Here is a 20,370-nt window from a genome sequence, read left to right as displayed (position 1 = left end):
GACATAAAAATGGCTGCAATTGCAGCCATTTTTTTCATCTTTCGCAAACAAAAAAACCCGGCCTTGCCGGGTTTTTAAATCTAAGAGGCTATATCAGCGTGCGCGGAAGACAATGCGACCTTTGGTCAGATCATAAGGAGTCAGCTGGACGGTAACTTTATCGCCAGTAAGGATCCGGATGTAGTTTTTGCGCATTTTGCCTGAAATGTGGGCTATCACCACATGACCATTTTCAAGCTCTACACGAAACATTGTGTTTGGCAAGGTTTCAAGGATAGTGCCTTGCATTTCAATGTTGTCTTCTTTCGCCATTAATTAATTATCCCATTAGCCTTCGAATATAAAAAACGGGCGTATCATGCCCCAAATTCCCCCCGCTGTAAAGGGGAAGTACTTAGCAAACTTGGGAATACTCCCAGCCCGTCGGTGTCAGAATTTGATAAGGGCGATACAAACGCTTGTAAGACATCTTACGGTTTTCATCTATTTGATATCCGAGATAAACAAATTCTTTATTCATGAGTTTCGCCAGTCGACACTGAATTAAAATTAACAGTGCGCCGAGGGAGCGATGTTCTTCGTCGGGGTCAAAATAGCTGTAAATTGCCGAAAGACTATTGGGCAAACTATCAGTGACCGCAACTGCCAATAATTTATTTCCATCATAGACTTCGATAAACGTTGGCGGTAACCAATGGCAAAAAAGAAAGTGATTATATTGATCTTCACTCGGGGGAAACATGGGGCCGTCAAAATGTCGCCCACGAATATAATGTTCATATAGCGTATATTGCTCGGCGGTTTGCTCCGATGTAATTCGCCAAGTCAGATCTTGGTTTTTTGCTAAAGTGCGTTTTTGGCGTTTCGATGGGACAAATTCATGGGTTGGTACACGGATTGGTTGGCATGCACTGCATCTAGGGCAGCGTGGTTTGTAGATAGAGCTACCACTGCGGCGAAAACCTACCGCGAGCAAACGCTCAAATAAAATAGGATCGAGCGTATCTTCTTGGATGACGAGTAGCTGCTCCTGCTGGCCATCAAGGTAGCTGCAGGGAAATATTTGACTGATACCGATAGCGATCGATGCTTTACTCGAGTTCAAGGATGACCTCTTTAGTGGCCCAAGTATTTGGGTCCACGGGATTGTTTCTCAGTTCGCTCAGTAACGTTATAAAATCAATGCGTTTAATAGCTTTAGCTCCCAAACTTTCTAGGTGGGGATTCATCACTTGTGCGTCGATGAGTTTGAATCCCATCTTGAGTAAATGTTGTTGCAGTGCGGCAACGGCGGCCTTGGATGCATTGGTTTTACGGTGAAACATGGATTCGCCGCAAAATACTTGGCCGATTGCTAAGCCGTAAAGCCCACCGATTAAACGTTCACCTTCCCACACTTCAATGGAGTGGGCATGACCTGTGTGATGCAATTCGCGATAGGCCATTTGAATTTCTTGGGTGATCCAAGTGCCGCTCTGTTTTTCTCTTGGCTGCGCACATCCCGCCATCACATCGGTGAAAGCGTGATTGATTGTGATCCGCCAAGGTTGTTTTTTTAAGTATTTACGCAGGCTGGTGCTGATGTGAATTTCACCTGGAATAAACACGGCGCGGGGATCCGGTGACCACCATAGGATGGGATCGTCAGAATTAAACCAAGGAAAAATACCGTTGTAGTAAGCAGAGAGTAAACGTTCAGGACGTAAGTCGCCGCCGATAGCCAATAAACCATTAGGATCGGTTAAGGCGTGCTCGGGCGAAGGAAAAGCGTCAAATTCGTGATTCAGGAAAGACAGTGACTTCACAATTGAGTATGATTTAGTTATAGACCTTATTATTAAGTTAGCGGAAATTCAGATATGTGGAAACCTACTCTAGCAAGCTTTATGTTTATTTTTGCTTTTATCATCAGCCCTGCTAATGCTGGCTATGATCGCAATCAAGCCGTGCCAGTTGAGAAAGTACTCTATGGCGATATCACTTCGGTACGTAATATCACCGAAACCCAGTTAATTGAAGACCGTAATCAAGGTTGGAAAACCTTCGGTGGCGCCTTAGCGGGTGGGGTGATTGGTAATCAGTTTGGTGGCGGGTCGGGTCGAGATGTTGCGACGATTTTAGGTGCCTTGATTGGTGGGGGTATCGGTAACCGTTATGGCAGTGGTACTAGCGTGCAATCGTTTAAGCTGGTGGAACTGATGATCAATCAAGAAGATGGTACTCAGGTCATGGTGATCCAAGATTACGATGCTGGCATGACGTTTAACGCGGGTGACAGAGTTCGAGTGGTGTACCTGCAAGGTGGCGTGCGTGTTGATATCGCGATGTAAGCGATTGTCTCATCTTGAATAAGTGCTCATCTTCAGTAAATGGTCATCTTGAGTAACGGACGGTAATGCAATGACACGGACAGAACTAAGCCAATATTTAGCCGATTTTTTACATGTGTCGGCCTTTAAGGATTATGCACCCAATGGGCTGCAGGTAGAAGGCAAGGATGAGATCCACACCTTAGTCACGGGCGTGACAGCGTGTCAGGCCTTGATCGATGAAGCGATTCGATTAAACGCCGATGCGATATTGGTTCATCACGGCTTTTTTTGGAAGAATGAACCTGAAGTGATCACAGGCATGAAACAACGCCGAATTAAGGCGCTGCTCAAGCATGATATTAGCTTGTTTGGGTATCATTTACCCTTAGATGCCCACCCAATGCTCGGTAATAACGCGACTTTGGGGAGACAGCTTGGGATCGTCGACGCAGAAGCCATCGAAGAGGTGGCTCAGGGGCTACTGTGGCGTGGAAAACTTGATCTTGCAGTCAGTGCTAGCGAATTTTCTCACACCCTTGAGAATGCGTTAGGCAGAGCCCCACTGCACATTGGTGATCGCGATGCTAAGATCCAACATGTAGCTTGGTGTACTGGTGGCGCACAGGATTATATCGATGTTGCGGCGAGTTTAGGTGTGGATGCGTTTATCAGTGGTGAAGTGTCCGAGCGAACGTTCCATAGTGCGGTAGAGCAGGGCATACATTATTTTGCGGCGGGGCACCATGCGACAGAACGTTTTGGCATTCAAGCCTTAGGCCGTCACCTCGCCCGCGAGTTTGATCTCGTGCACCATTTTGTGGATATCACCAATCCGGTCTAATCCATTCATAAAGCGGCTTATGATGACCATCTAACTGTTTTATTCCTAAACGAAAGGCGAGCATGGCTCGCCTTTTTTATTGTGGTTTATTATTACTTATAGTCACTCAAATCCGTTTCTCTAGCGTTTGTGCAATCAGCTCTTAGCCTTTAGCTGCTAGATCAGCCCAAAAGTGGACAATACAAAGATGCCTAAGGTGCACGTGATCAGCGAGCAGACTGTGGTTAGCGCAATAATATTGGCCGCAAGGGGCGCATTGCCACCCATGGCGCGCGCCATCACATAGCTTGCGGCTGCGGTGGGTGCAGAACTCATTAAAAAGACCATTGCTAACTCAATCCCTCGATAACCCAACAGCAAGGCCCCAATAGTGATAAAAAGCGGGGCAAAGATCAGTTTCAATGCGGTCGAGAACCAAGTTGTATGCTTTTCATGTTTGAGTGAACCAATATCGAGCGAGCCGCCGGTGCACAGTAGCGCTAATGGCAGGGTCATATTGGCAAAGTATTGTCCCGCATCGAGCACCATTTTCGGTACTGGAATAGCAAGCAAATAGAACAAGATGCCAACCATAATGGCAATGATCAACGGGTTTTTGGTGATGGTCTTGATGATCACGCCAAATGCACGTTGGCTGGATTCTTCGCCTTTAGGGCTTAGGCAAATAACCGCTTGAATGTTATACAGCAGCGTCATCGAGGCAACATAGACCGCGGCTAAGGCAACACCAGAACTCCCATAGGCGTTGGAAACATAAGCTAAGCCGATAATGGCGGTATTGGCCCGAAAACCCCCTTGAATGATCACACCTTGGTCTTTGTGCTTGGGAAATAGCCGCCCAGTTGCATAGGTGGAGAGTATAAAAAACAGGAAATTGGCCGCTAAACCATAGCCAATTAAGGGCGCACTGGAGGCGAGATCATGATTGGAAGTAATGATGCTAAGGAACAGCAAGGCTGGCAGCGTCACGTTAAAGACTAAGCTTGATGCAACATCAATAAAGTTTTCATTGATGATTTGGGTGCGTTTTAGGATCACACCGAGCGCTAACATCAAACAGATTGGACCCGTAATCGAGGCAGAAAACAGCAACTGCTCAACGATATTTCCCATAACGACTCCTCGAGTTATTCATTTAGCACTGCGTCGATTTTAGACTTGTCACTGATATGAATGTCACATTGCCGTGAATATCTTGTCGATAGAAATACGAGTTTTAACTCGGTCTCTTAAACCACTCAGTTAAAATTAAATGGCTTAAACTCAGTCTTTTAAAAGACTGCGTGACACTTGCGACCACGAATCGGCTCAAACAATCGATACCAACAAATAAGGCCACATAAAATGCGGCCTTATTGATTTTTCGAGCGTTATCTAGCGCAGATTACTTAACCCGCATGCCAGGCTGTGCGCCTTCATGGGGTTCTAAAATCCACAGATCGCTGCCACCAGGGCCAGCGGCCAAAACCATGCCTTCTGACATGCCAAAACGCATCTTACGTGGTGCTAAGTTAGCCACCATCACAGTTAGTTTGCCTTCAAGGTCTTCTGGCGAATAGGCCGATTTGATCCCTGCAAACACTTGGCGTGTTTCGCCGCCGATGTCGAGCTGCAACTTCAGTAACTTGTCTGCGTCAGCAACATGCTCGGCTTTCACGATACGAGCGATACGCAGGTCGATTTTCGCAAAATCATCAAAGTTGATGGTTTCACTGATAGGATCGTTAACCAGAGGCTCACTGCTGACATTAGATGATTCAACCGTTTTTTCAGGCGCAGCCGTCTTTGGTGCATCGGCCGTGACTTGCAGGTTATCCTTGGAGTCGGCAACCATAGCATTGACTTTATCGAGCTCAACACGTTGCATCATGGCTTTGAATGGAGCTATTTCATGACCCGCTAAATCTTGGTTCAATGCATTCCAAGTGAGCGGTAGTTGGAAGAAGGCTTCCACATCTTGGGCTAAACGTGGCAATACAGGTTTTAGATACGTCACGAGAATACGGAACAGATTCAAGGCATTTGAACACACTTGATGGGCCGCTTCCTGTTGATCATCGTGTTTCACCATTTGCCAAGGTGCTGCATCGGCTACAAAACCGTTAGCAATATCCGCCAGTGCCATGATTTCGCGCATTGCTTTGCCGTATTCGCGCGACTCGTAAAATTCGGCAATCACCTCTTGCTTGGCTAGAAACGCCTCAGTCAGTGTGGTGTCGTTAATTTTCGCTAGCTTGCCATCGAAACGTTTAGTGATAAAACCTGCAGTGCGCGAGGCTAAGTTCACTAGCTTACCGACTAAGTCTGAATTCACGCGCTGGGCGAAATCTTCGAGATTTAAATCTAAATCGTCGATACGGCTGCTGAGTTTGGCGGCGTAGTAGTAACGTAAATATTCAGGATCTAAATGATCTAAATAAGTTCGCGCCTTGATGAAAGTGCCTTTGGATTTTGACATCTTAGCGCCGTTGACCGTCACATAGCCGTGGGCATAGACGCTGTTTGGCTGGCGGTAACCTGAGCCGTGTAACATGGCTGGCCAAAACAGACTGTGGAAGTAGACTATGTCTTTACCGATGAAGTGATAAACCTCGGCGGTTGAATCTTTGCCCCAGAATTCCTCAAAGCTCAGCTCAGGGCGTTTGTCACAGAGGTTTTTGAACGAACCCATATAACCGATAGGCGCATCTAGCCAAACGTAGAAATACTTGCCTGGCGCATCGGGAATTTCGAAACCAAAATACGGCGCATCACGGGTGATATCCCATTGCTGCAGACCTTGATCGAACCATTCGTCGAGTTTATTGGCCATCTCGACTTGCAGGGCACCAGAGCGAGTCCACTCTTTTAGCATGCCTTCGAAGGCGGGCAGGTCGAAGAAAAAGTGCTCAGTGTCTTTCATCACTGGTGTCGCACCCGATACCGCTGATTTTGGATTGATGAGCTCAGTTGGGCTGTAAGTCGCGCCGCAGGCATCACAGTTATCGCCGTATTGATCCGGTGACTTACACTTAGGACAAGTGCCTTTTACGAAGCGGTCTGGCAAGAACATGGATTTCTCAGGATCGAACAGCTGAGAAATACTCTTGCTCTTGATATAGCCATTCGCACGTAGCTTGAGATAAATATCACTCGCCAGTACGCGGTTTTCATCGCTGTGGGTGCTGTGATAGTTATCGAAGGCGATATTGAAATCGGCAAAATCCTGCTGATGTTCTTTGTTCACTTGGGCAATCATGTCTTCTGGCGCTATGCCTAATTGCTGTGCTTTAAGCATGATTGGCGTGCCATGGGCGTCATCGGCACAAATATAGTGGCACTCATGTCCACGAAGCTTTTGATAACGCGACCAGATATCTGTCTGTATGTATTCCAGCATGTGACCTAAATGTATCGGTCCGTTTGCATAGGGAAGTGCGCTGGTCACGAGAATTTTACGTTGTGAAGTTGCCATCTTGTCTCAAATATCGTGGTGGGCCAAAAATATTGGTAGAGATACTAACCGATTACAGGATGATTTTCATCAAAACCTGAGCCAATTGAGCTAAATCTGCGCTAATGTTTTCTGCATTATCTGGTACACTTGGGCAAATTTATTGGTGGGGGTAATTCTTTTGTCTTCAACTCAAACTGATTATCGTCTGAATGACGATCTTCTCGGGCCAGTTCTGGCTATTCTCGATTCATTTGTTGACCCGTATCTCGCGAAAGGGTTAGTGAGCGCAGGATGCGTAAATAAGCTGGCATTGGAAGGTAAGCGTTTGCAGCTTGGCTTAGTCTATCCATACCCTTGTATGACTCAGTATCGCGACACTGTCATGGCGCTGACGAATAAGTTAGCGGTGCTCGATGCTATTGATGAAGTCGAGTGTGAAATCGATTTTCAACCTAAAGCTTATTCAGCGTTATCTTCTATTGCGCCGATTGCCAATGTGAAGCAAGTGATTGCCGTAGCCTCAGGTAAGGGCGGCGTGGGTAAGTCAACCACAGCGGTGAACTTAGCTTTGGCATTAGCGGCCGAAGGTGCGCTGGTGGGTATTCTCGATGCGGATATTTACGGCCCGTCAGTGCCTATGATGTTAGGTATTCCTAATTTCAGACCGCTTTCCCCAGATGGTAAACATATGACAGCCGCCAGTGCCCATGGTATTGCCGCGCAGTCGATTGGTTTTATGCTCAGTGGTGATGAAGCTGCCGTGTGGCGTGGCCCAATGGCCGCGGGCGCGTTAGCCCAGTTACTGAATGAAACCCAATGGCCAGAACTGGATTATTTAGTCGTTGATATGCCACCTGGCACAGGGGATATTCAGCTCACGTTATCGCAAAAAGTTCCTGTGAGCGGCGCCGTTATCGTGACGACACCGCAGGATATCGCGCTGGCCGATGCCAAGAAGGGCATCAATATGTTCCAGAAAGTGAACATTCCTGTGCTGGGTATTGTCGAGAACATGAGTTTCCATTTATGTCCTGAGTGTGGTCATAAAGAACATCCATTTGGAACTCACGGCGGCAGTAAAATCGCTGAACGCTATCAAGTTCCACTGTTAGGCGCTTTGCCGCTGCACATTAATATCCGTGAAGCCATGGATAATGGTGCGCCGACCGTCGTTGCCGAACCTGACAGTGAAGTCGCAGCTCTTTATCGGGAAATTGCCCGTAAAGTGGGCGCAGAATTGGCTTTAAAGCAAAGCCAGAAAACAGTTTCTATTAGTGTTTCAGATGACGAGTAAGGTTTAAGGGTATGAATTCTCAGCAGTGTGTCATTATTGCAATTGCTGGCGCGTCAGCATCGGGCAAAAGTTTAATTGCCAAAACGATTTTTGACGAATTGCGCCGCGATTTAGGCACAGATCAAATTGGGGTAATTAATGAAGACGCGTACTATCGCGATCAGAGTCATTTATCCATGGATGAACGGGTATTAACGAATTACGATCATCCAAAAGCGCTGGACCATCAACTGCTGTGCACGCATTTACAGTTGCTCAAGTCTGGCGAAGCTGTTGATATCCCTTGTTATAGCTATACAGAACATACACGCACTGCAGAAACCTTAAAGATGACACCGAAAAAAGTGATCATTTTAGAAGGTATCTTATTGCTGACCGATCCTAAGCTACGTGCCCTGATGGACGCGAGTGTGTTTATGGACACGCCGCTGGACATTTGTTTCCTACGTCGCTTAACTCGTGATGTGGCCGAGCGCGGCCGTACGATGGAATCTGTGATTTCACAGTACAAGAAAACCGTGCGTCCTATGTTCTTACAGTTTATCGAACCCTCGAAACAATACGCTGATATTATCGTTCCCCGTGGCGGCAAAAATCGTATTGCGACTGATATTTTAAAGACTCGTATCCAACATTTACTGGCAAAATAACGACATAAAAACTCAAGGAGTAATAGGCAAGATGCGCTTAACCGATATCGAAATTGAACAGGCCCTTGATAACGGCACTATCGTAATAGAACCTCGCCCAGGCATAGAAGCTATTTCAGGCGTCAGTGTTGATGTGCGCTTAGGTGGACAGTTTCGCGTCTTTAAAGATCATACCGCGCCTTTTATCGACTTGAGTGGTCCAAGTGCTGAGATGCAAGCGGCGCTTGATCGGGTGATGAGTGAGATTATCGAAATCCCCGATGGCGAAGCATTTTTCTTGCATCCTGGAGAATTGGCTTTGGCTGTGACTTACGAGAGCGTAACTTTACCTGCTGATATCGTCGGTTGGCTTGATGGCCGTTCGTCTCTAGCGCGTTTAGGCCTGATGGTACACGTAACGGCGCACCGTATCGATCCGGGTTGGCAAGGTAAAATTGTGCTCGAGTTTTATAACAGCGGCAAGTTACCTTTAGCCTTGCGCCCACGCATGACTATAGGTGCGCTTAACTTTGAACGCTTAAATCATGCGGTTGCACGTCCTTATAACACCCGTAAAAGTGCCAAGTACAAAGATCAGCAAGAAGCGGTGGCTAGCCGTATCAGTCAGGACTAACACGCGTGTTCTGGGTGAATGGCGCATCGCAGGCAAGTGTCGACCCTTCCGATCGAGGGCTTGCCTACGGTGATGGTCTGTTTGCAACGATGCGAACGGACGCTGAGGGGATTATTTTTTTTGAAGCCCATCAAGCCCGTTTAACCGCAAGCGCCGCAAGGCTTGGATTTCAATGGCAAATGAGTGAAGCATTGCAACAGCAACTGAATATCTTAGCCATTGAATATCCGCATCATTGCATTAAGTTAATCGTTTCCCGTGGTGTTGGTGGTCGTGGCTATACACCGCCAGAAAATGTTAATCCTACCGAAATCGTCTCAGTTCATACTATCCCCGGTCATTATGCTCAGTGGCAGCAACAGGGTATTAGCCTTAAAACTTCGTCGGTACGATTGGGTTTGCAGCCTCTGTTGGCAGGGATGAAGCATTTAAATCGACTCGAACAAGTTTTGATTAAATCACACTCTTTACCGCAGGGATTTGATGACTGGTTAGTCAAAGATATCGAGGAGAATGTGATTGAATCTTCGATGGCGAATGTGTTTTTTATCAAAGATAATCGCATTATCACGCCTTCATTAGCCCTGTGTGGCGTGGCGGGTGTGATGCGCGAACAGATAATGTTGGCCTTGCTTGAACAGAACATGAATATCGAATGTTTGCCCGTTGGCGCCGAGCGTTTAATCGAATTTGACTCAGCGTTTATCACTAACAGCGTTTTAGGGATTGTGGATGTACTGGCGATAGACTCGCTCAAGTTCACCCGTGCTCCGATTACCGCGCAACTTAGACAGACACTTTCACTCACTCTATGAAAAAAATCATTATTATCGCCAGTTCAACCCTGTTGACCTTGCTAACCTTAGTCTGTTTGGGTGCCTTTTGGGGCTATCAAACGGTTGTCGAATACAGTCAAACGCCGCTGAGTCTCAGCGAGCCTAAAGAGTTGAAGGTTGAACGCGGCACCAGTGTAAATCAACTGGCGCAGCAACTTGCCGATGACGGCGTTATTCAAGATACGTGGAAACTCAAGTGGCTACTTAAGTTTCGTCCTGAGCTTGCCAAAATTCGCACGGGACTTTATGAAATATCACCTTCACAAACGATTACTGATTTACTCAATGATTTGATCGCTGGGAAAGTAAAAACCTTCAGTTTGACCTTAGTTGAAGGTAAAACTATTGTGGAATGGGAACAACAGCTTACCAGTGCTCCGCATTTACAAATGTCACCAGAAGCTTTTGCAGCGGTATTGATGGCACAAGGCGATGATTCTGGTTTGCCTGAAGGAAAATTCTTCCCCGACACTTATCATTATACCGCCGAGGCGGATGCTAAAGTCATGCTGACTCAAAGCTATAAAATGATGGAGCAGGAGCTTGCCAAAGCGTGGGCAGAACGGGCGCCAAATTTGCCGTTAAAATCGCCCTATGAAATGCTGATTTTGGCATCGATAGTTGAAAAGGAAACCGGCCAAGCCCATGAGCGTGAGCAAATCGCCGGTGTATTTGTTAATCGTCTTAACCTAGGTATGCGTCTGCAAACCGATCCGACCGTTATTTACGGCATGGGTGATCGCTATAAGGGTAATATCACCCGCAAAGATTTAGTCGAAGAGACGCCTTTTAATACTTATCGCATCTTTGGATTGCCGCCGACGCCGATAGCTGCACCGAGTAAAGCCTCATTGATGGCCGTGTCTAAGCCCGCCAGTGTGAGTTACCTTTATTTTGTATCGCGCAACGATGGCACCCATGTGTTTTCAACCACGCTTGAAGAACACAATCACGCCGTAGACGTCTATCAGCGTAAGATAAAACCAGCGACGCCAGAAAAATCCCCAAAGTAAAAATGCAGAGAAAGAAAATCCAATGTCAGTTTTTGCAAAATTTATCGTTATTGAAGGTTTAGAAGGCGCAGGTAAGTCGAGTGCGATTAACCTTATTCGCGACTTTATTGAAAAACATACGGGTAAAGCACCGATTTGCACCCGCGAACCGGGCGGTACACCATTGGCTGAACGTATCCGTGATTTAGTTAAGATTGCCGATGCGAACGATCCCCTGTGTGATGAGGCCGAGTGTTTACTCATTTATGCTGCCAGAGCTCAGTTGGTTGCTAATGTCATAAAGCCCGCGCTTGCGCAAGGGCAATGGGTATTGGGTGATAGACATAATCTATCGTCATTAGCTTATCAAGGTGGTGGCAGAGGTTTAATGCCGTTAGTGGAAGCGGTGAGCACTGCAACACTAAAGGGATTTAAACCCGATCTTACTTTGTACTTAGATTTAGATCCTAAGCTTGGGCTTACCCGTGCAGCTAAACGTGGTGAGCTTGATAGAATTGAGCAACAAGCGATTGATTTCTTTGAGCGAGCACGCGCTACATATCTCAAACTTGCCAGCGAAGATGACAGTATCGTGGTTATAGACGCGAGCCAAACTATGGCTGAAGTGCACAAAGATATCTTAGCCGTGCTTCAGGCGATGGTATGGTAGCCGAGTCCGGATTTACGGCTGAGCAATTACCTTGGCTCGAAGGGCCAAGACAGGCATTTTTAGCGCAATTAGCGCGTCAAAAAATACCTCACGCACAACTCGTGGGCATTGATTCAGCCTATGGTGGTGAGTTGCTGAGTGTGTTTATGGCGCGCGCGGCTATGTGTTTGCAGCCAACGCCTGTGGGAGCGTGCGGTTTTTGTAAGTCTTGTCAGCTCTATGATGCGGGCAATCATCCTGATTTTTATCATATCGCCGCCGATGGCAATCAAATTAAAGTCGATCAAATTCGTGAGCTGTGTACGCGTCTGACAGCCACCGCACAGCAAAGTGGCAGGCGTGTAGCGATTATCCACCACAGCGAGCGTCTTAACTCCGCAGCCGCGAACGCACTCCTTAAAACCCTTGAGGAGCCAGGTAAAGACACCTTACTGATTTTGCAGTCGGATACGCCTGCACGTTTGATGGCGACGGTTAGCAGTCGTTGTCAACGCATTCCCTTTGTCGTTCCGAGTCGAGAGGTCATCAAAAACTGGCTTGCCCAGCGATGTGGTATTCAAGAGGATGTGACTTGGTGTTTGAGTGTGGTGGGGGGGCCGTTAAAGTTGGCTGAGAGTTTGCAGTCTGAGGGTAGCCAACAGAGTCGGTATCAATCCTTGCTACAATTTCGCAAAGATTGGGCACAAAGTTTGTCGTCTGGTCATCTGTGTGCTAGTTTGTTAATAATAAGTGAACAACAAATAATTGATGTTCTTAAGGTTTTGTACCTACTTATACGACAGGTTTTACTGAAAAATAGCCATCAAGATGCGTTTGTTCATGCGCAGCTCGGGAATTTGGCGGCTAAGATCATGGGAATGTGTCATAGCTTAAGCACAATGCCGAGCGTCAATTATCTGGCCCTGTGTCAAAGTTATGTCTTAGAATATAGAGAGATAACAAATAAGTAATATGCCATGGTAGATCTCGTCGTTAATTTTGATACTTTACATCAGTTATATCGTGCCTATATGCCTTTTATTAAGCCGGCAGGATTATTTATTGCGACCAGTGAAAGTCATTATCTTGGCCAACCGCTGACGATTGCGTATCGTTTACCCGGCGCAACCCTCACTAATGAATTTCGTGGTGTTGTGGTGTGGATTAATCCCTTAGGAGCGTCGGGTGGCCGCCCTGTGGGGATTGGCATTAAAATTATTTCTGAGCCAGATAGCCATAAACACCATATCGAAAAGTTACTGTCCCGCGAACTCGCCTCCGGCGATCTAACCTGCACTATGTAGCTTAGCCTGCATTATTGATCTGGTTTAAACGTTTGTTCACTGCCTAAACTGGCTATTTACTTCTGTTGAATTTGACCTCGATCTCTTGGCTGGGTATCCTTGTCGTCCTTTGTTACTCTGCTTGGAAATCCTTGTGCTTATTGATTCACACTGCCATCTCGATCGCCTCAAAGCGGCGCCTGATCAACAAACCTTAGAACAGATTCTTGCTAATGCTAAAGCTCGTGGCGTGGACTATATGTTGTGCGTGAATGTACGCCAGCAGGGATTTGAATCGATGCGAGATAAAGTTGCAGCCTTCGAACAGGTATTTTTGTCATCGGGTGTGCATCCATTAGACGTTAAAGAAGGCCTCGATGTTGAGCAAATCCGCCGCTTTGCCACCGATCCTAAAGTGGTCGCGATTGGTGAAACGGGGTTAGATTATTTTTATGCAGACGACACTAAGCTGTTGCAACAGCAATGTTTTGAGCAGCAGATTGCCCTTGCGGTAGAAGTGAATAAACCTTTAATTGTCCATACCCGTGATGCACGTGAAGATACGATCAATATGCTTAAGCAGGGCAACGCGGATAACGTTGGCGGCGTGCTGCATTGCTTTACCGAGAACTGGGAGATGGCGAAAGCGGCGATTGATCTCGGCTTTTATATTTCGGTTTCAGGCATAGTCACTTTTAAAAATGCGGGTGATCTGCGAACCGTTATTCGCAAAGTGCCTCAGGATCGTCTGCTAGTTGAAACTGATTCGCCTTATTTGGCGCCGATCCCACACCGTGGACAAGAGAATCAGCCTGCCTATGTGCGCGATGTGGCTGAGTTTGTGGCAGAGCTTAGAGGTGAGCGTTACGAAGATCTTGCTGAATACACCAGCAATAACTTCTTTAATTTATTCAAAGATGCAGCGCGTTTAGTTGGCCGTTAGCAGCAAGTGCTTTGACCCATTTTATGCGATTGCGTGATTGTTAGCGTACAGGCATAAAAAAAGGCCCAAAACGATTAAAGCTGTTTGGGCCTAGGGGAATGGCTCATTGAAGAGCCGTGCGCTACAGGTGAAAGCGCCATGCAGTGCGCTTTACAATAGACTCAGTGTAGTCGAGCTTTTGTCTTATAGTCGCGCTCACTTTCCCCTTTTTTAGGTTATTTATCGCTAAAAAACAGCGAAATTATAACGATTTTGTCTGTTCTGGTAGTAGTAACACTTTATCTTTCACTAAGTCTCTGGGTAGATTGTTTTTTAACTTATTACCTAAATGTTTCGCCATGCCTAATGGTGCACCGCCATAACAGACGATCACTTCACCTTGAGCTTTCACTGCGGTGTTTAGGGCAATATCTCGCCCCATCAAATACTCTTTCGCTTCAACATCGCTCACATCGACCGTTTTTGCGGTTGGGCTGAGTTGTTTTCCTGCTAATGCAATAATCGCTTCATGGCGGACTTTAAAGCCGTGTTTACTGTTATCGGCGAGTTTAATGCCAATGCGCTGAAAGCGCATACGGCCAATAAAAGCGTTGAATTCATGCGGAAATAGCCAGAATTCATCATCGCGAACCATGATGAGTTCGTCCGGTAAGCTGATGCCTAAATCCTGCTGAAAATAGTCTTTGATCCCTTGGGCTTGTTTCGCTGATGCGGGCGTGAAGGGGAAGTTTTTCTGCAGTTTAGGCTCAGGCTGTAAACGCGGCACTGAGGCGGTTTTTGTCAATTTAGCGACAAAGAAACCTTCACTGTCGTAAATCTGTGGCCAGACATGTAAGAAGCCTTCGGGCGTTGTAGCTCGATTTGCACCATCAAATAAATCGCTTAAGGATTCAAATTGCACCGCATCGCCGTAGACTTGCTTTAAATACTCGCACACGCCTTGGTTTTCGAGGCGGTTTAAGGTGCAGGTTGAGTAGACCAAACTGCCACCGGGTTTCAGGGCGAGAAACGCCGATTCGATTAAGGCTTTTTGGGTTTCGCTAATCGCCAGCACATCGTCTAGGTTCCAGTGTTTTAGCGCATCGGCGTCTTTACGCACTGTGCCTTCACCGCCACAGGGCGCATCGATAAGCACGGCATCAAAACTTTCGTACAGGTATTCGCCAAATACACGGCCATCGAAATGGGTGAGGGCGCAGTGGCTCGCGCCCATTCGCAGCACATTGGCGTGCAATACTTTCACGCGGCTCGCCGAATACTCATTAGCTACCAATAAGCCTTGGTTTTGCATCAATGCGGCCATTTGCGTGGTTTTTGAACCGGGTGCAGAGGCGAGATCGAGTACGCACTGCCAATGTGCATTCGGTGTAAAAAGTGCGGTCGGCGGCAACATAGAGCTGGCTTCTTGAATGTAGAATAGACCCTGAATGTGCTCTAAGGCATTGCCGAGCTGTTCTTCTTCGTCGTAACTGATCCAAAATCCGTCTTCACACCAAGGAATAGGATCGAACGTCCAGCCCTTAGGTTGCATCAAGGTCTTAAAGTCGTCACTGCTGATTTTTAAGGTATTGACCCGAATTGAACGTCTAAGCGGCCTGTCGCAGGCGGCAATAAACTCGTCCATGGATAAATGGGCGGGGAGTTCTTGGGTGATTGTATCGATAAAATTTTGATTTAATTGGACCATTGATTTCATTGAACCATAGGAAAATAGACTGTGTATCAACTGGCGCGAGTATATCATAATCCCTTATTGGTCTGAGATTTTCTCCCGAGCCGCCAAGGTTACTATTGTGATTTAATGTTTATACTTTGACGATTTCAGCGATATTGGAATGAGTCGCCATAAAGCTAGCACTCAGTAGCCATGAGCTAATAGAATAAAAACAAATAAAAATAAGGGGATTAGCGTGCTGAATCGCGTGTGGTTGGCTTTTTTTATCACAGCATTGCTTGCAATAGCGGTGCAACTGTTCAATGGGCACATAGAAGTCCTATCGGCTTCGGTCGCCGCATTATTTGCGAGTGCTAAGCTTGCTGCTGAAATTTCCCTTGGGCTGATTGGCGTGCTTTCTCTGTGGATGGGATTGATGCAGGTTGGAGAAAAGGCTGGCGTTGTCGGCGCTATTGCCTTTGTGTTTGAGCCATTACTGCGCCGTTTGATGCCTGAAGTGCCCAAGGGGCATCCGGCCTTTGGCAGTATCACGATGAATTTAACAGCGAATATCTTTGGGTTAGATAATGCTGCCACACCACTTGGTTTAAAGGCGATGCATGATTTACAGAGTTTAAATCCGCTAAAAACCGTGGCGACTAATGCGCAAATCTTATTTTTAGTACTCAATACTTCCTCTGTGACCTTAGTGCCTGTGACGGTATTCCTTTATCGTGCCCAGCAAGGTGCCGCTGCGCCTGCGGATATTTTCTTGCCGATTTTACTGGCTACTTCGGCATCGACATTGGCGGGCTTGCTGGTTGTGGCGTTAGTGCAGCGAATTTCATTATTAAACTCAGTGGTGCTCGGTTATGGCGCCTTGATGCTCTCAGGATTAGTGGCGAGTGGTTTTTATCTGATGACTTTAAGTGCTGAGGCCATTGGCACTGTGTCGACGGCAATGGGCAATGGTATTTTGCTGTTATTGGTATTTACCTTCGTGATTGTTGCGGGCATTCGCAAGGTGGCGGTTTATGATGAGTTTATTGAAGGGGCAAAGGCGGGTTTTGCTCAATCTATCCAGTTGATCCCTTATTTGCTTGCTATGTTATTAGCGATTGGTTTACTGCGTGCATCCGGCGCCTTGGATTATCTGTTGCAGTTGATTGCCACTGGTGTGCGGATATTGGGTTTTGATACGCGTTTTGTCGATGCAATGCCGACCGCACTGATGAAACCTTTTAGTGGCTCAGGCGCCAGAGCTATGATGCTTGAGACAATGGATCACCACGGAGTAGATTCCTTTGCGGGTCGATTAGCGGCGATTTTTCAGGGTAGCACTGAAACCACTTTCTATGTTCTCGCTGTGTATTTTGGTTCTGTGGGTATTCGCCATGGACGCCACGCCTTGGCTTGCGGTTTAACCGCGGATTTTGCGGGGATCAGTGCCGCGATTGCCGTTTGTTATTGGTTCTATGGATAAGGGGGCTAGAGTATTGAGCTACCTAGAATGTCTCAATAACATTGCGAGAAGCTAAAAATAAATCAGGCGCATTATGCGCCTGATTTATTTGTAAGAGCTTTAATATTAGTGCGTTGGTGTAAGTATTTTGATGAAAATAATTACTGGGCTGGTGCCCATTGCTGCCATTCGTTTTCGGCTTTGTGTTGCAATCTTAATACTGTGCCAGTCGCTAAACGATTATCCCCTTGAGTCGTGTCCTTAGTCGCCACATTGATGCCGCCAGCGAGTAAGGTTTCCAGCGAGCCCGCTTCGATTTGGGCACCTGAAAAGAGGCCGACATCGACTTTAATCCCTGAGGCATCCCAGAACTGACTGCTTTGATTCACTAAGTGACTGTACTGTGCCTCGATATGGGCCTGCATCAATACACTATTCCCCTGTGTCGATAGGCTATAACCGTCGATTTGACCGACTTTAATCCCTCGGAAGAAGATAGGTGTGCCGACTTTCATTGAGCCTAGGCTAGTATCTTCTAGAATGAATTTCAGCGCATCTTCGGCAACATTGGCATAGCTGCTGGCAGCGAGGTTGGCAACAAACTGGGTCGCTTTTTGACTACTCTTACCCGGTAAGACTCCTATGTAAGGACCTGTGATCAAGGTTTCTGGCGCTTTGATCCCCGCCAGAGAAATTTGTGCATCCACTAAATGATATTCACAGTCACTGCGGCTGAAATGTTCGGCATATTCCCCGTAGAGATATGCGCTAGCTGTGAGTGTATTGAGATCCGCATTGAGCTTCACCTGCGACACTTCACCCACTTGATGACCTTGATAGCGAATCGCGGCCTTGGCCGTCAGTTTGCTGGAGGCGGGTAATGTGAGGCGAATTGCCTGCGCCTGAGTTAATGCCAACTGCTTGCTCTCATAGAGTTTTAAGTTAGCTGCATTGCTGGCTTTGTCATTACTATCAAGTAATCCCAGACTGATGCTGCCCTTTAATGCTCCTTGAAGCGGCGCGACCGCAACATCAATGCCCGCAAGACTGGCACTGATATCCACGGCGCTGTTACGCCAGAATACTTTTGGCTTTTTCAGCAAGGGTTGAAACTGTTTGTCTATGGCGAGCTTGATAGCGAAGTCTTCGGTTTTGCTTTGCCAGTTCACTGAGTCAACTGTGCCAATTTGCATTTTTTTATAGTAAATCGGTGAGCCTTGGCTGACATCGGCGCCATCTTGACTGATTAACGTTAAATGCACTTGCTGCTGACGATCATAAAAAACTGTCGCGGCATCCACAGAGCTAAAGAGGGTCAGAGCGCTGTTAGCAGCTAAAGGTGTGTCGCTATGACCTTGGATCAAGCTAACTGCACCTTGAGTGAGCGTTGTAAAATCCCTTGCTTTGACTGAGACCCCGTCTAACGATGCGTTTACCGTTAATGCCGACTCAGGCACAAAATAGCTGTCGCTGCGTATTAGACTGGCAAACTCAGGTTGTAGCTCGAGTTGGTATTCCACCGCCGATAAATCTTTGGTTAACTTAACTGTAAGCACGGAACCAATGGGGATTTGCTTGAAGCGAACTTGAGCGCCCGCTGAAATGCCCATGTTTTCGGCTGAGGTTAAGGCCAAGAAACGCTTCTTCGATTGCAGTAAGTCAGGCGCTTTGGCTTGTAAGGCAAAGCTGCTTGGTACCGCGCTTTTGGTGTTGATGCCTGGCAGGAAGTTGATCACGCTACCTGTCAGTAAGCGTTCTGGATTCTTAATGCCTGAGAGGGAAATATCAGCACCTTCAAGCCAAAACACGCCGTCGTTAGTTAACAGTGAACCGTATTGAGGTTCAAATTTAGCCACTGCTGTAACACCATTGGACGTGAGTTGTTTACTTAAAATACTGCCAATGCTCATGCCGCGATAAACGATGCGGGTACCTTTGTCGACACCGTTAGCGTCAGCCATGGTTAGGTTTATTTCTATGCCGCCAAGGGCGGTGGTTTCTGAATCATAAAGCGAAAAAACGTCACCGTTTTTAGCTATGTCTGCTTTATCGTCAGAGCTGAAACTCACGCCGCCAGCCAGAATGGACGCCAAACTCTCTGAACTGACTTTAACCCCAGTTAGTGAAGCATCAATTTTGACGCCAGAAACATTCCAAAAGTGAGAATTTTTCTTCACTAACCGCGCATATTGCTCTTGAATGAAAGCGCTGATAATGACCCTTTGATTGCCATCTAAACGATAGCTGACCACGCTACCCACGGGGATTTGGCGGAAAAATATTGGCGAGCCAACATCGAGCGAACCCAGTTTATCGGAGGTCAATTCGACCATCACACCTTCTGAGCCGATTTGCATCGGCGGCGGTTGGCGTTCTGCTTCAAAAAAGGTCGAGGCATTACCTTTCCCTGGTTGGATGGCAATATAGTTACCCGAAAACAGCGCATCTAAGCCTTCAACACCTGTAATACTTGCTTTAGGTGTGACAAGCCAGAAGAGGGTTTCTTTATTCAAGAAAGGCTTAGCGCGGTAGTCCATCATGACCTTGACGTTCACGCCTTTGAGATCGTCATCTATGCCAATGTCTTTCACTTTACCGACAGTCAAACCTTGGTATTTGACTAAGGTTTTACCCACATCAATCCCTGTGGCGCTCGGAAAGTGAATTTGAATTTCAACTCCCGATTCTTTAATGCTCTTAATGCCCAGCCAAGCACCTAATGCCAACGCGACAATAGGAAGGAGCCAAATGGGCGAAAAGAGTTTTTTCTTTACAACTTTCGGCGATTCAATTTGTGTCATCTTGAGGTTCCAATCGATCCCAGAGTAAACGAGTGTCTAAAACTTTTGCGGCTAACTGAGTTAACAGAATCACCAAGGCAAATGCGGTAGCCGCAGGCGCTGGTTTCGCGTCGAGTAATTGTCCCATGTTCACTAATGCCACTGTGATTGAGATGACAAATAAATCGAGCATTGACCAGCGGCCAATCCATTCGATGATGTGAAAACCCACCATCAATTTCTTTTTTGAAATCGGGATATCAAAGCTGATCGCACACAGATAAATGGATAAGCCGATGATTTTAATCCATGGTACTAAAATACTGGCGGTAAACACTATGATGGCAATAGGCAGCATATCTGAATGCACTAAATGTAAAATGCCCGAAAAAATCGTGTCGTGCCGCACTTGGCCTTGGTTGGTCAGCATAGTGATAGGGTAAATGTTGGCTGGCACCAGTAAGATGGCAGCGGTAATCAACAAAGCCCAACTTTTTTGCAGGCTGGAATAGTCTCTGACTTGCAACTCAGTTTCACAGCGCTGACAGTGCGTGAGTTCACTGCTGTTGAGTTGGCGACACACTTTACAGAGACATAGGCCGATATCTTTACCTTGTTGTTTCAT

The 20,370-nt window shown here is 46.7% G+C and carries 20 protein-coding genes; 12 read left to right on the top strand and 8 right to left on the bottom strand.

Annotation, left to right across the window (positions count from 1 at the left end; all coding sequences use genetic code 11):
- Positions 1 to 93: 93 nt before the first annotated feature.
- The 3 genes from infA to aat form a co-directional block, all read right to left on the bottom strand.
- Complete coding sequence (infA, locus tag L5M38_RS15320) at positions 94 to 312, bottom strand: translation initiation factor IF-1 (protein WP_006081934.1); 219 nt, start codon at positions 310 to 312, stop codon at positions 94 to 96.
- 82 nt (positions 313 to 394) lie between these two features.
- Positions 395 to 1,105 (bottom strand): arginyltransferase, encoded by a 711-nt coding sequence (locus L5M38_RS15315; protein WP_028759740.1) that lies wholly within the window; start codon positions 1,103 to 1,105, stop codon positions 395 to 397.
- Positions 1,092 to 1,805 (bottom strand): leucyl/phenylalanyl-tRNA--protein transferase, encoded by a 714-nt coding sequence (aat, locus tag L5M38_RS15310; protein ID WP_113940541.1) that lies wholly within the window; start codon positions 1,803 to 1,805, stop codon positions 1,092 to 1,094. The genes L5M38_RS15315 and aat overlap by 14 nt, the downstream gene beginning before the upstream one ends.
- 54 nt (positions 1,806 to 1,859) lie before the next feature.
- On the opposite strand from aat, the gene L5M38_RS15305 reads away from it, so the two are divergent.
- Positions 1,860 to 2,330 carry a glycine zipper 2TM domain-containing protein gene (locus L5M38_RS15305; protein WP_028759742.1) on the top strand — a complete coding sequence of 157 codons (471 nt, stop codon included), beginning with the start codon at positions 1,860 to 1,862 and terminating at the stop codon, positions 2,328 to 2,330.
- A 70-nt stretch (positions 2,331 to 2,400) separates the two neighbouring features.
- Positions 2,401 to 3,153 carry a Nif3-like dinuclear metal center hexameric protein gene (locus tag L5M38_RS15300; protein ID WP_263168957.1) on the top strand — a complete coding sequence of 251 codons (753 nt, stop codon included), beginning with the start codon at positions 2,401 to 2,403 and terminating at the stop codon, positions 3,151 to 3,153.
- A 156-nt stretch (positions 3,154 to 3,309) separates the two neighbouring features.
- Here the strand turns inward: L5M38_RS15300 and L5M38_RS15295 are convergent, their stop codons facing one another.
- Both L5M38_RS15295 and metG read right to left on the bottom strand, forming a co-directional pair.
- Positions 3,310 to 4,266 carry an AEC family transporter gene (locus L5M38_RS15295; RefSeq protein WP_263179581.1) on the bottom strand — a complete coding sequence of 319 codons (957 nt, stop codon included), beginning with the start codon at positions 4,264 to 4,266 and terminating at the stop codon, positions 3,310 to 3,312.
- Between the two features lie 271 nt (positions 4,267 to 4,537).
- Positions 4,538 to 6,607, bottom strand: a complete 2,070-nt coding sequence (gene metG / locus L5M38_RS15290; protein WP_263168961.1) for a methionine--tRNA ligase — start codon at positions 6,605 to 6,607, stop codon at positions 4,538 to 4,540.
- 160 nt (positions 6,608 to 6,767) lie between these two features.
- Between metG and apbC the strand changes: the two genes are divergently transcribed.
- The 9 genes from apbC to L5M38_RS15245 all read left to right on the top strand — a co-directional run bounded on the left by apbC (position 6,768) and on the right by L5M38_RS15245 (position 13,849).
- Positions 6,768 to 7,883 carry an iron-sulfur cluster carrier protein ApbC gene (gene apbC / locus L5M38_RS15285; RefSeq protein WP_263179580.1) on the top strand — a complete coding sequence of 372 codons (1,116 nt, stop codon included), beginning with the start codon at positions 6,768 to 6,770 and terminating at the stop codon, positions 7,881 to 7,883.
- An 11-nt stretch (positions 7,884 to 7,894) separates the two neighbouring features.
- A complete protein-coding gene (gene udk, locus L5M38_RS15280; RefSeq protein ID WP_028759746.1) occupies positions 7,895 to 8,533 on the top strand; it encodes a uridine kinase in 639 nt (212 codons plus the stop codon).
- A gap of 31 nt (positions 8,534 to 8,564) precedes the next feature.
- Positions 8,565 to 9,146: a dCTP deaminase gene (gene dcd, locus L5M38_RS15275; RefSeq protein ID WP_028759747.1), complete on the top strand. Its 582-nt coding sequence runs from the start codon at positions 8,565 to 8,567 to the stop codon at positions 9,144 to 9,146.
- Positions 9,147 to 9,151: 5 nt separating this feature from the next.
- Positions 9,152 to 9,961 (top strand): aminodeoxychorismate lyase, encoded by an 810-nt coding sequence (gene pabC / locus L5M38_RS15270; RefSeq protein ID WP_173244531.1) that lies wholly within the window; start codon positions 9,152 to 9,154, stop codon positions 9,959 to 9,961.
- The gene (gene mltG, locus L5M38_RS15265; RefSeq protein WP_173244534.1) at positions 9,958 to 10,995 is read left to right on the top strand and encodes an endolytic transglycosylase MltG; all 1,038 of its coding nucleotides are present in this window, start codon (positions 9,958 to 9,960) and stop codon (positions 10,993 to 10,995) included. Before pabC ends, mltG begins: the two co-directional genes overlap by 4 nt.
- 22 nt (positions 10,996 to 11,017) lie before the next feature.
- Positions 11,018 to 11,644, top strand: a complete 627-nt coding sequence (tmk, locus tag L5M38_RS15260; protein WP_028759750.1) for a dTMP kinase — start codon at positions 11,018 to 11,020, stop codon at positions 11,642 to 11,644.
- Positions 11,638 to 12,594 (top strand): DNA polymerase III subunit delta', encoded by a 957-nt coding sequence (holB, locus tag L5M38_RS15255; RefSeq protein ID WP_173244537.1) that lies wholly within the window; start codon positions 11,638 to 11,640, stop codon positions 12,592 to 12,594. The genes tmk and holB overlap by 7 nt, the downstream gene beginning before the upstream one ends.
- A 6-nt stretch (positions 12,595 to 12,600) precedes the next feature.
- Positions 12,601 to 12,927 (top strand): PilZ domain-containing protein, encoded by a 327-nt coding sequence (locus tag L5M38_RS15250; protein WP_028759752.1) that lies wholly within the window; start codon positions 12,601 to 12,603, stop codon positions 12,925 to 12,927.
- A gap of 133 nt (positions 12,928 to 13,060) precedes the next feature.
- Positions 13,061 to 13,849 carry a TatD family hydrolase gene (locus tag L5M38_RS15245; protein ID WP_131523337.1) on the top strand — a complete coding sequence of 263 codons (789 nt, stop codon included), beginning with the start codon at positions 13,061 to 13,063 and terminating at the stop codon, positions 13,847 to 13,849.
- A gap of 241 nt (positions 13,850 to 14,090) precedes the next feature.
- Here the strand turns inward: L5M38_RS15245 and rsmF are convergent, their stop codons facing one another.
- The gene (rsmF, locus tag L5M38_RS15240; RefSeq protein WP_263179579.1) at positions 14,091 to 15,536 is read right to left on the bottom strand and encodes a 16S rRNA (cytosine(1407)-C(5))-methyltransferase RsmF; all 1,446 of its coding nucleotides are present in this window, start codon (positions 15,534 to 15,536) and stop codon (positions 14,091 to 14,093) included.
- A 223-nt stretch (positions 15,537 to 15,759) separates the two neighbouring features.
- On the opposite strand from rsmF, the gene L5M38_RS15235 reads away from it, so the two are divergent.
- Positions 15,760 to 16,986, top strand: coding sequence for a nucleoside recognition domain-containing protein (locus L5M38_RS15235; protein ID WP_263168969.1), 1,227 nt, complete (start codon positions 15,760 to 15,762; stop codon positions 16,984 to 16,986).
- Positions 16,987 to 17,126: 140 nt separating this feature from the next.
- On the opposite strand, the gene L5M38_RS15230 is transcribed toward L5M38_RS15235, so the two are convergent.
- Together L5M38_RS15230 and L5M38_RS15225 are read right to left on the bottom strand one after the other, a co-directional pair.
- Entirely contained in the window at positions 17,127 to 19,766 is a 2,640-nt protein-coding gene (locus L5M38_RS15230) for a PqiB family protein (RefSeq protein WP_263179578.1), read from the bottom strand.
- The gene (locus tag L5M38_RS15225) at positions 19,753 to 20,370 is read right to left on the bottom strand and encodes a paraquat-inducible protein A (protein ID WP_028759757.1); all 618 of its coding nucleotides are present in this window, start codon (positions 20,368 to 20,370) and stop codon (positions 19,753 to 19,755) included. Before L5M38_RS15225 ends, L5M38_RS15230 begins: the two co-directional genes overlap by 14 nt.

This window comes from Shewanella sp. SM101 (assembly GCF_025654465.1).
Lineage (GTDB): Bacteria > Pseudomonadota > Gammaproteobacteria > Enterobacterales > Shewanellaceae > Shewanella > Shewanella oncorhynchi.
The sequence above is the reverse complement of the archived record's forward strand: the minus strand, read 5'-3'. Positions and strand labels throughout refer to the sequence as shown.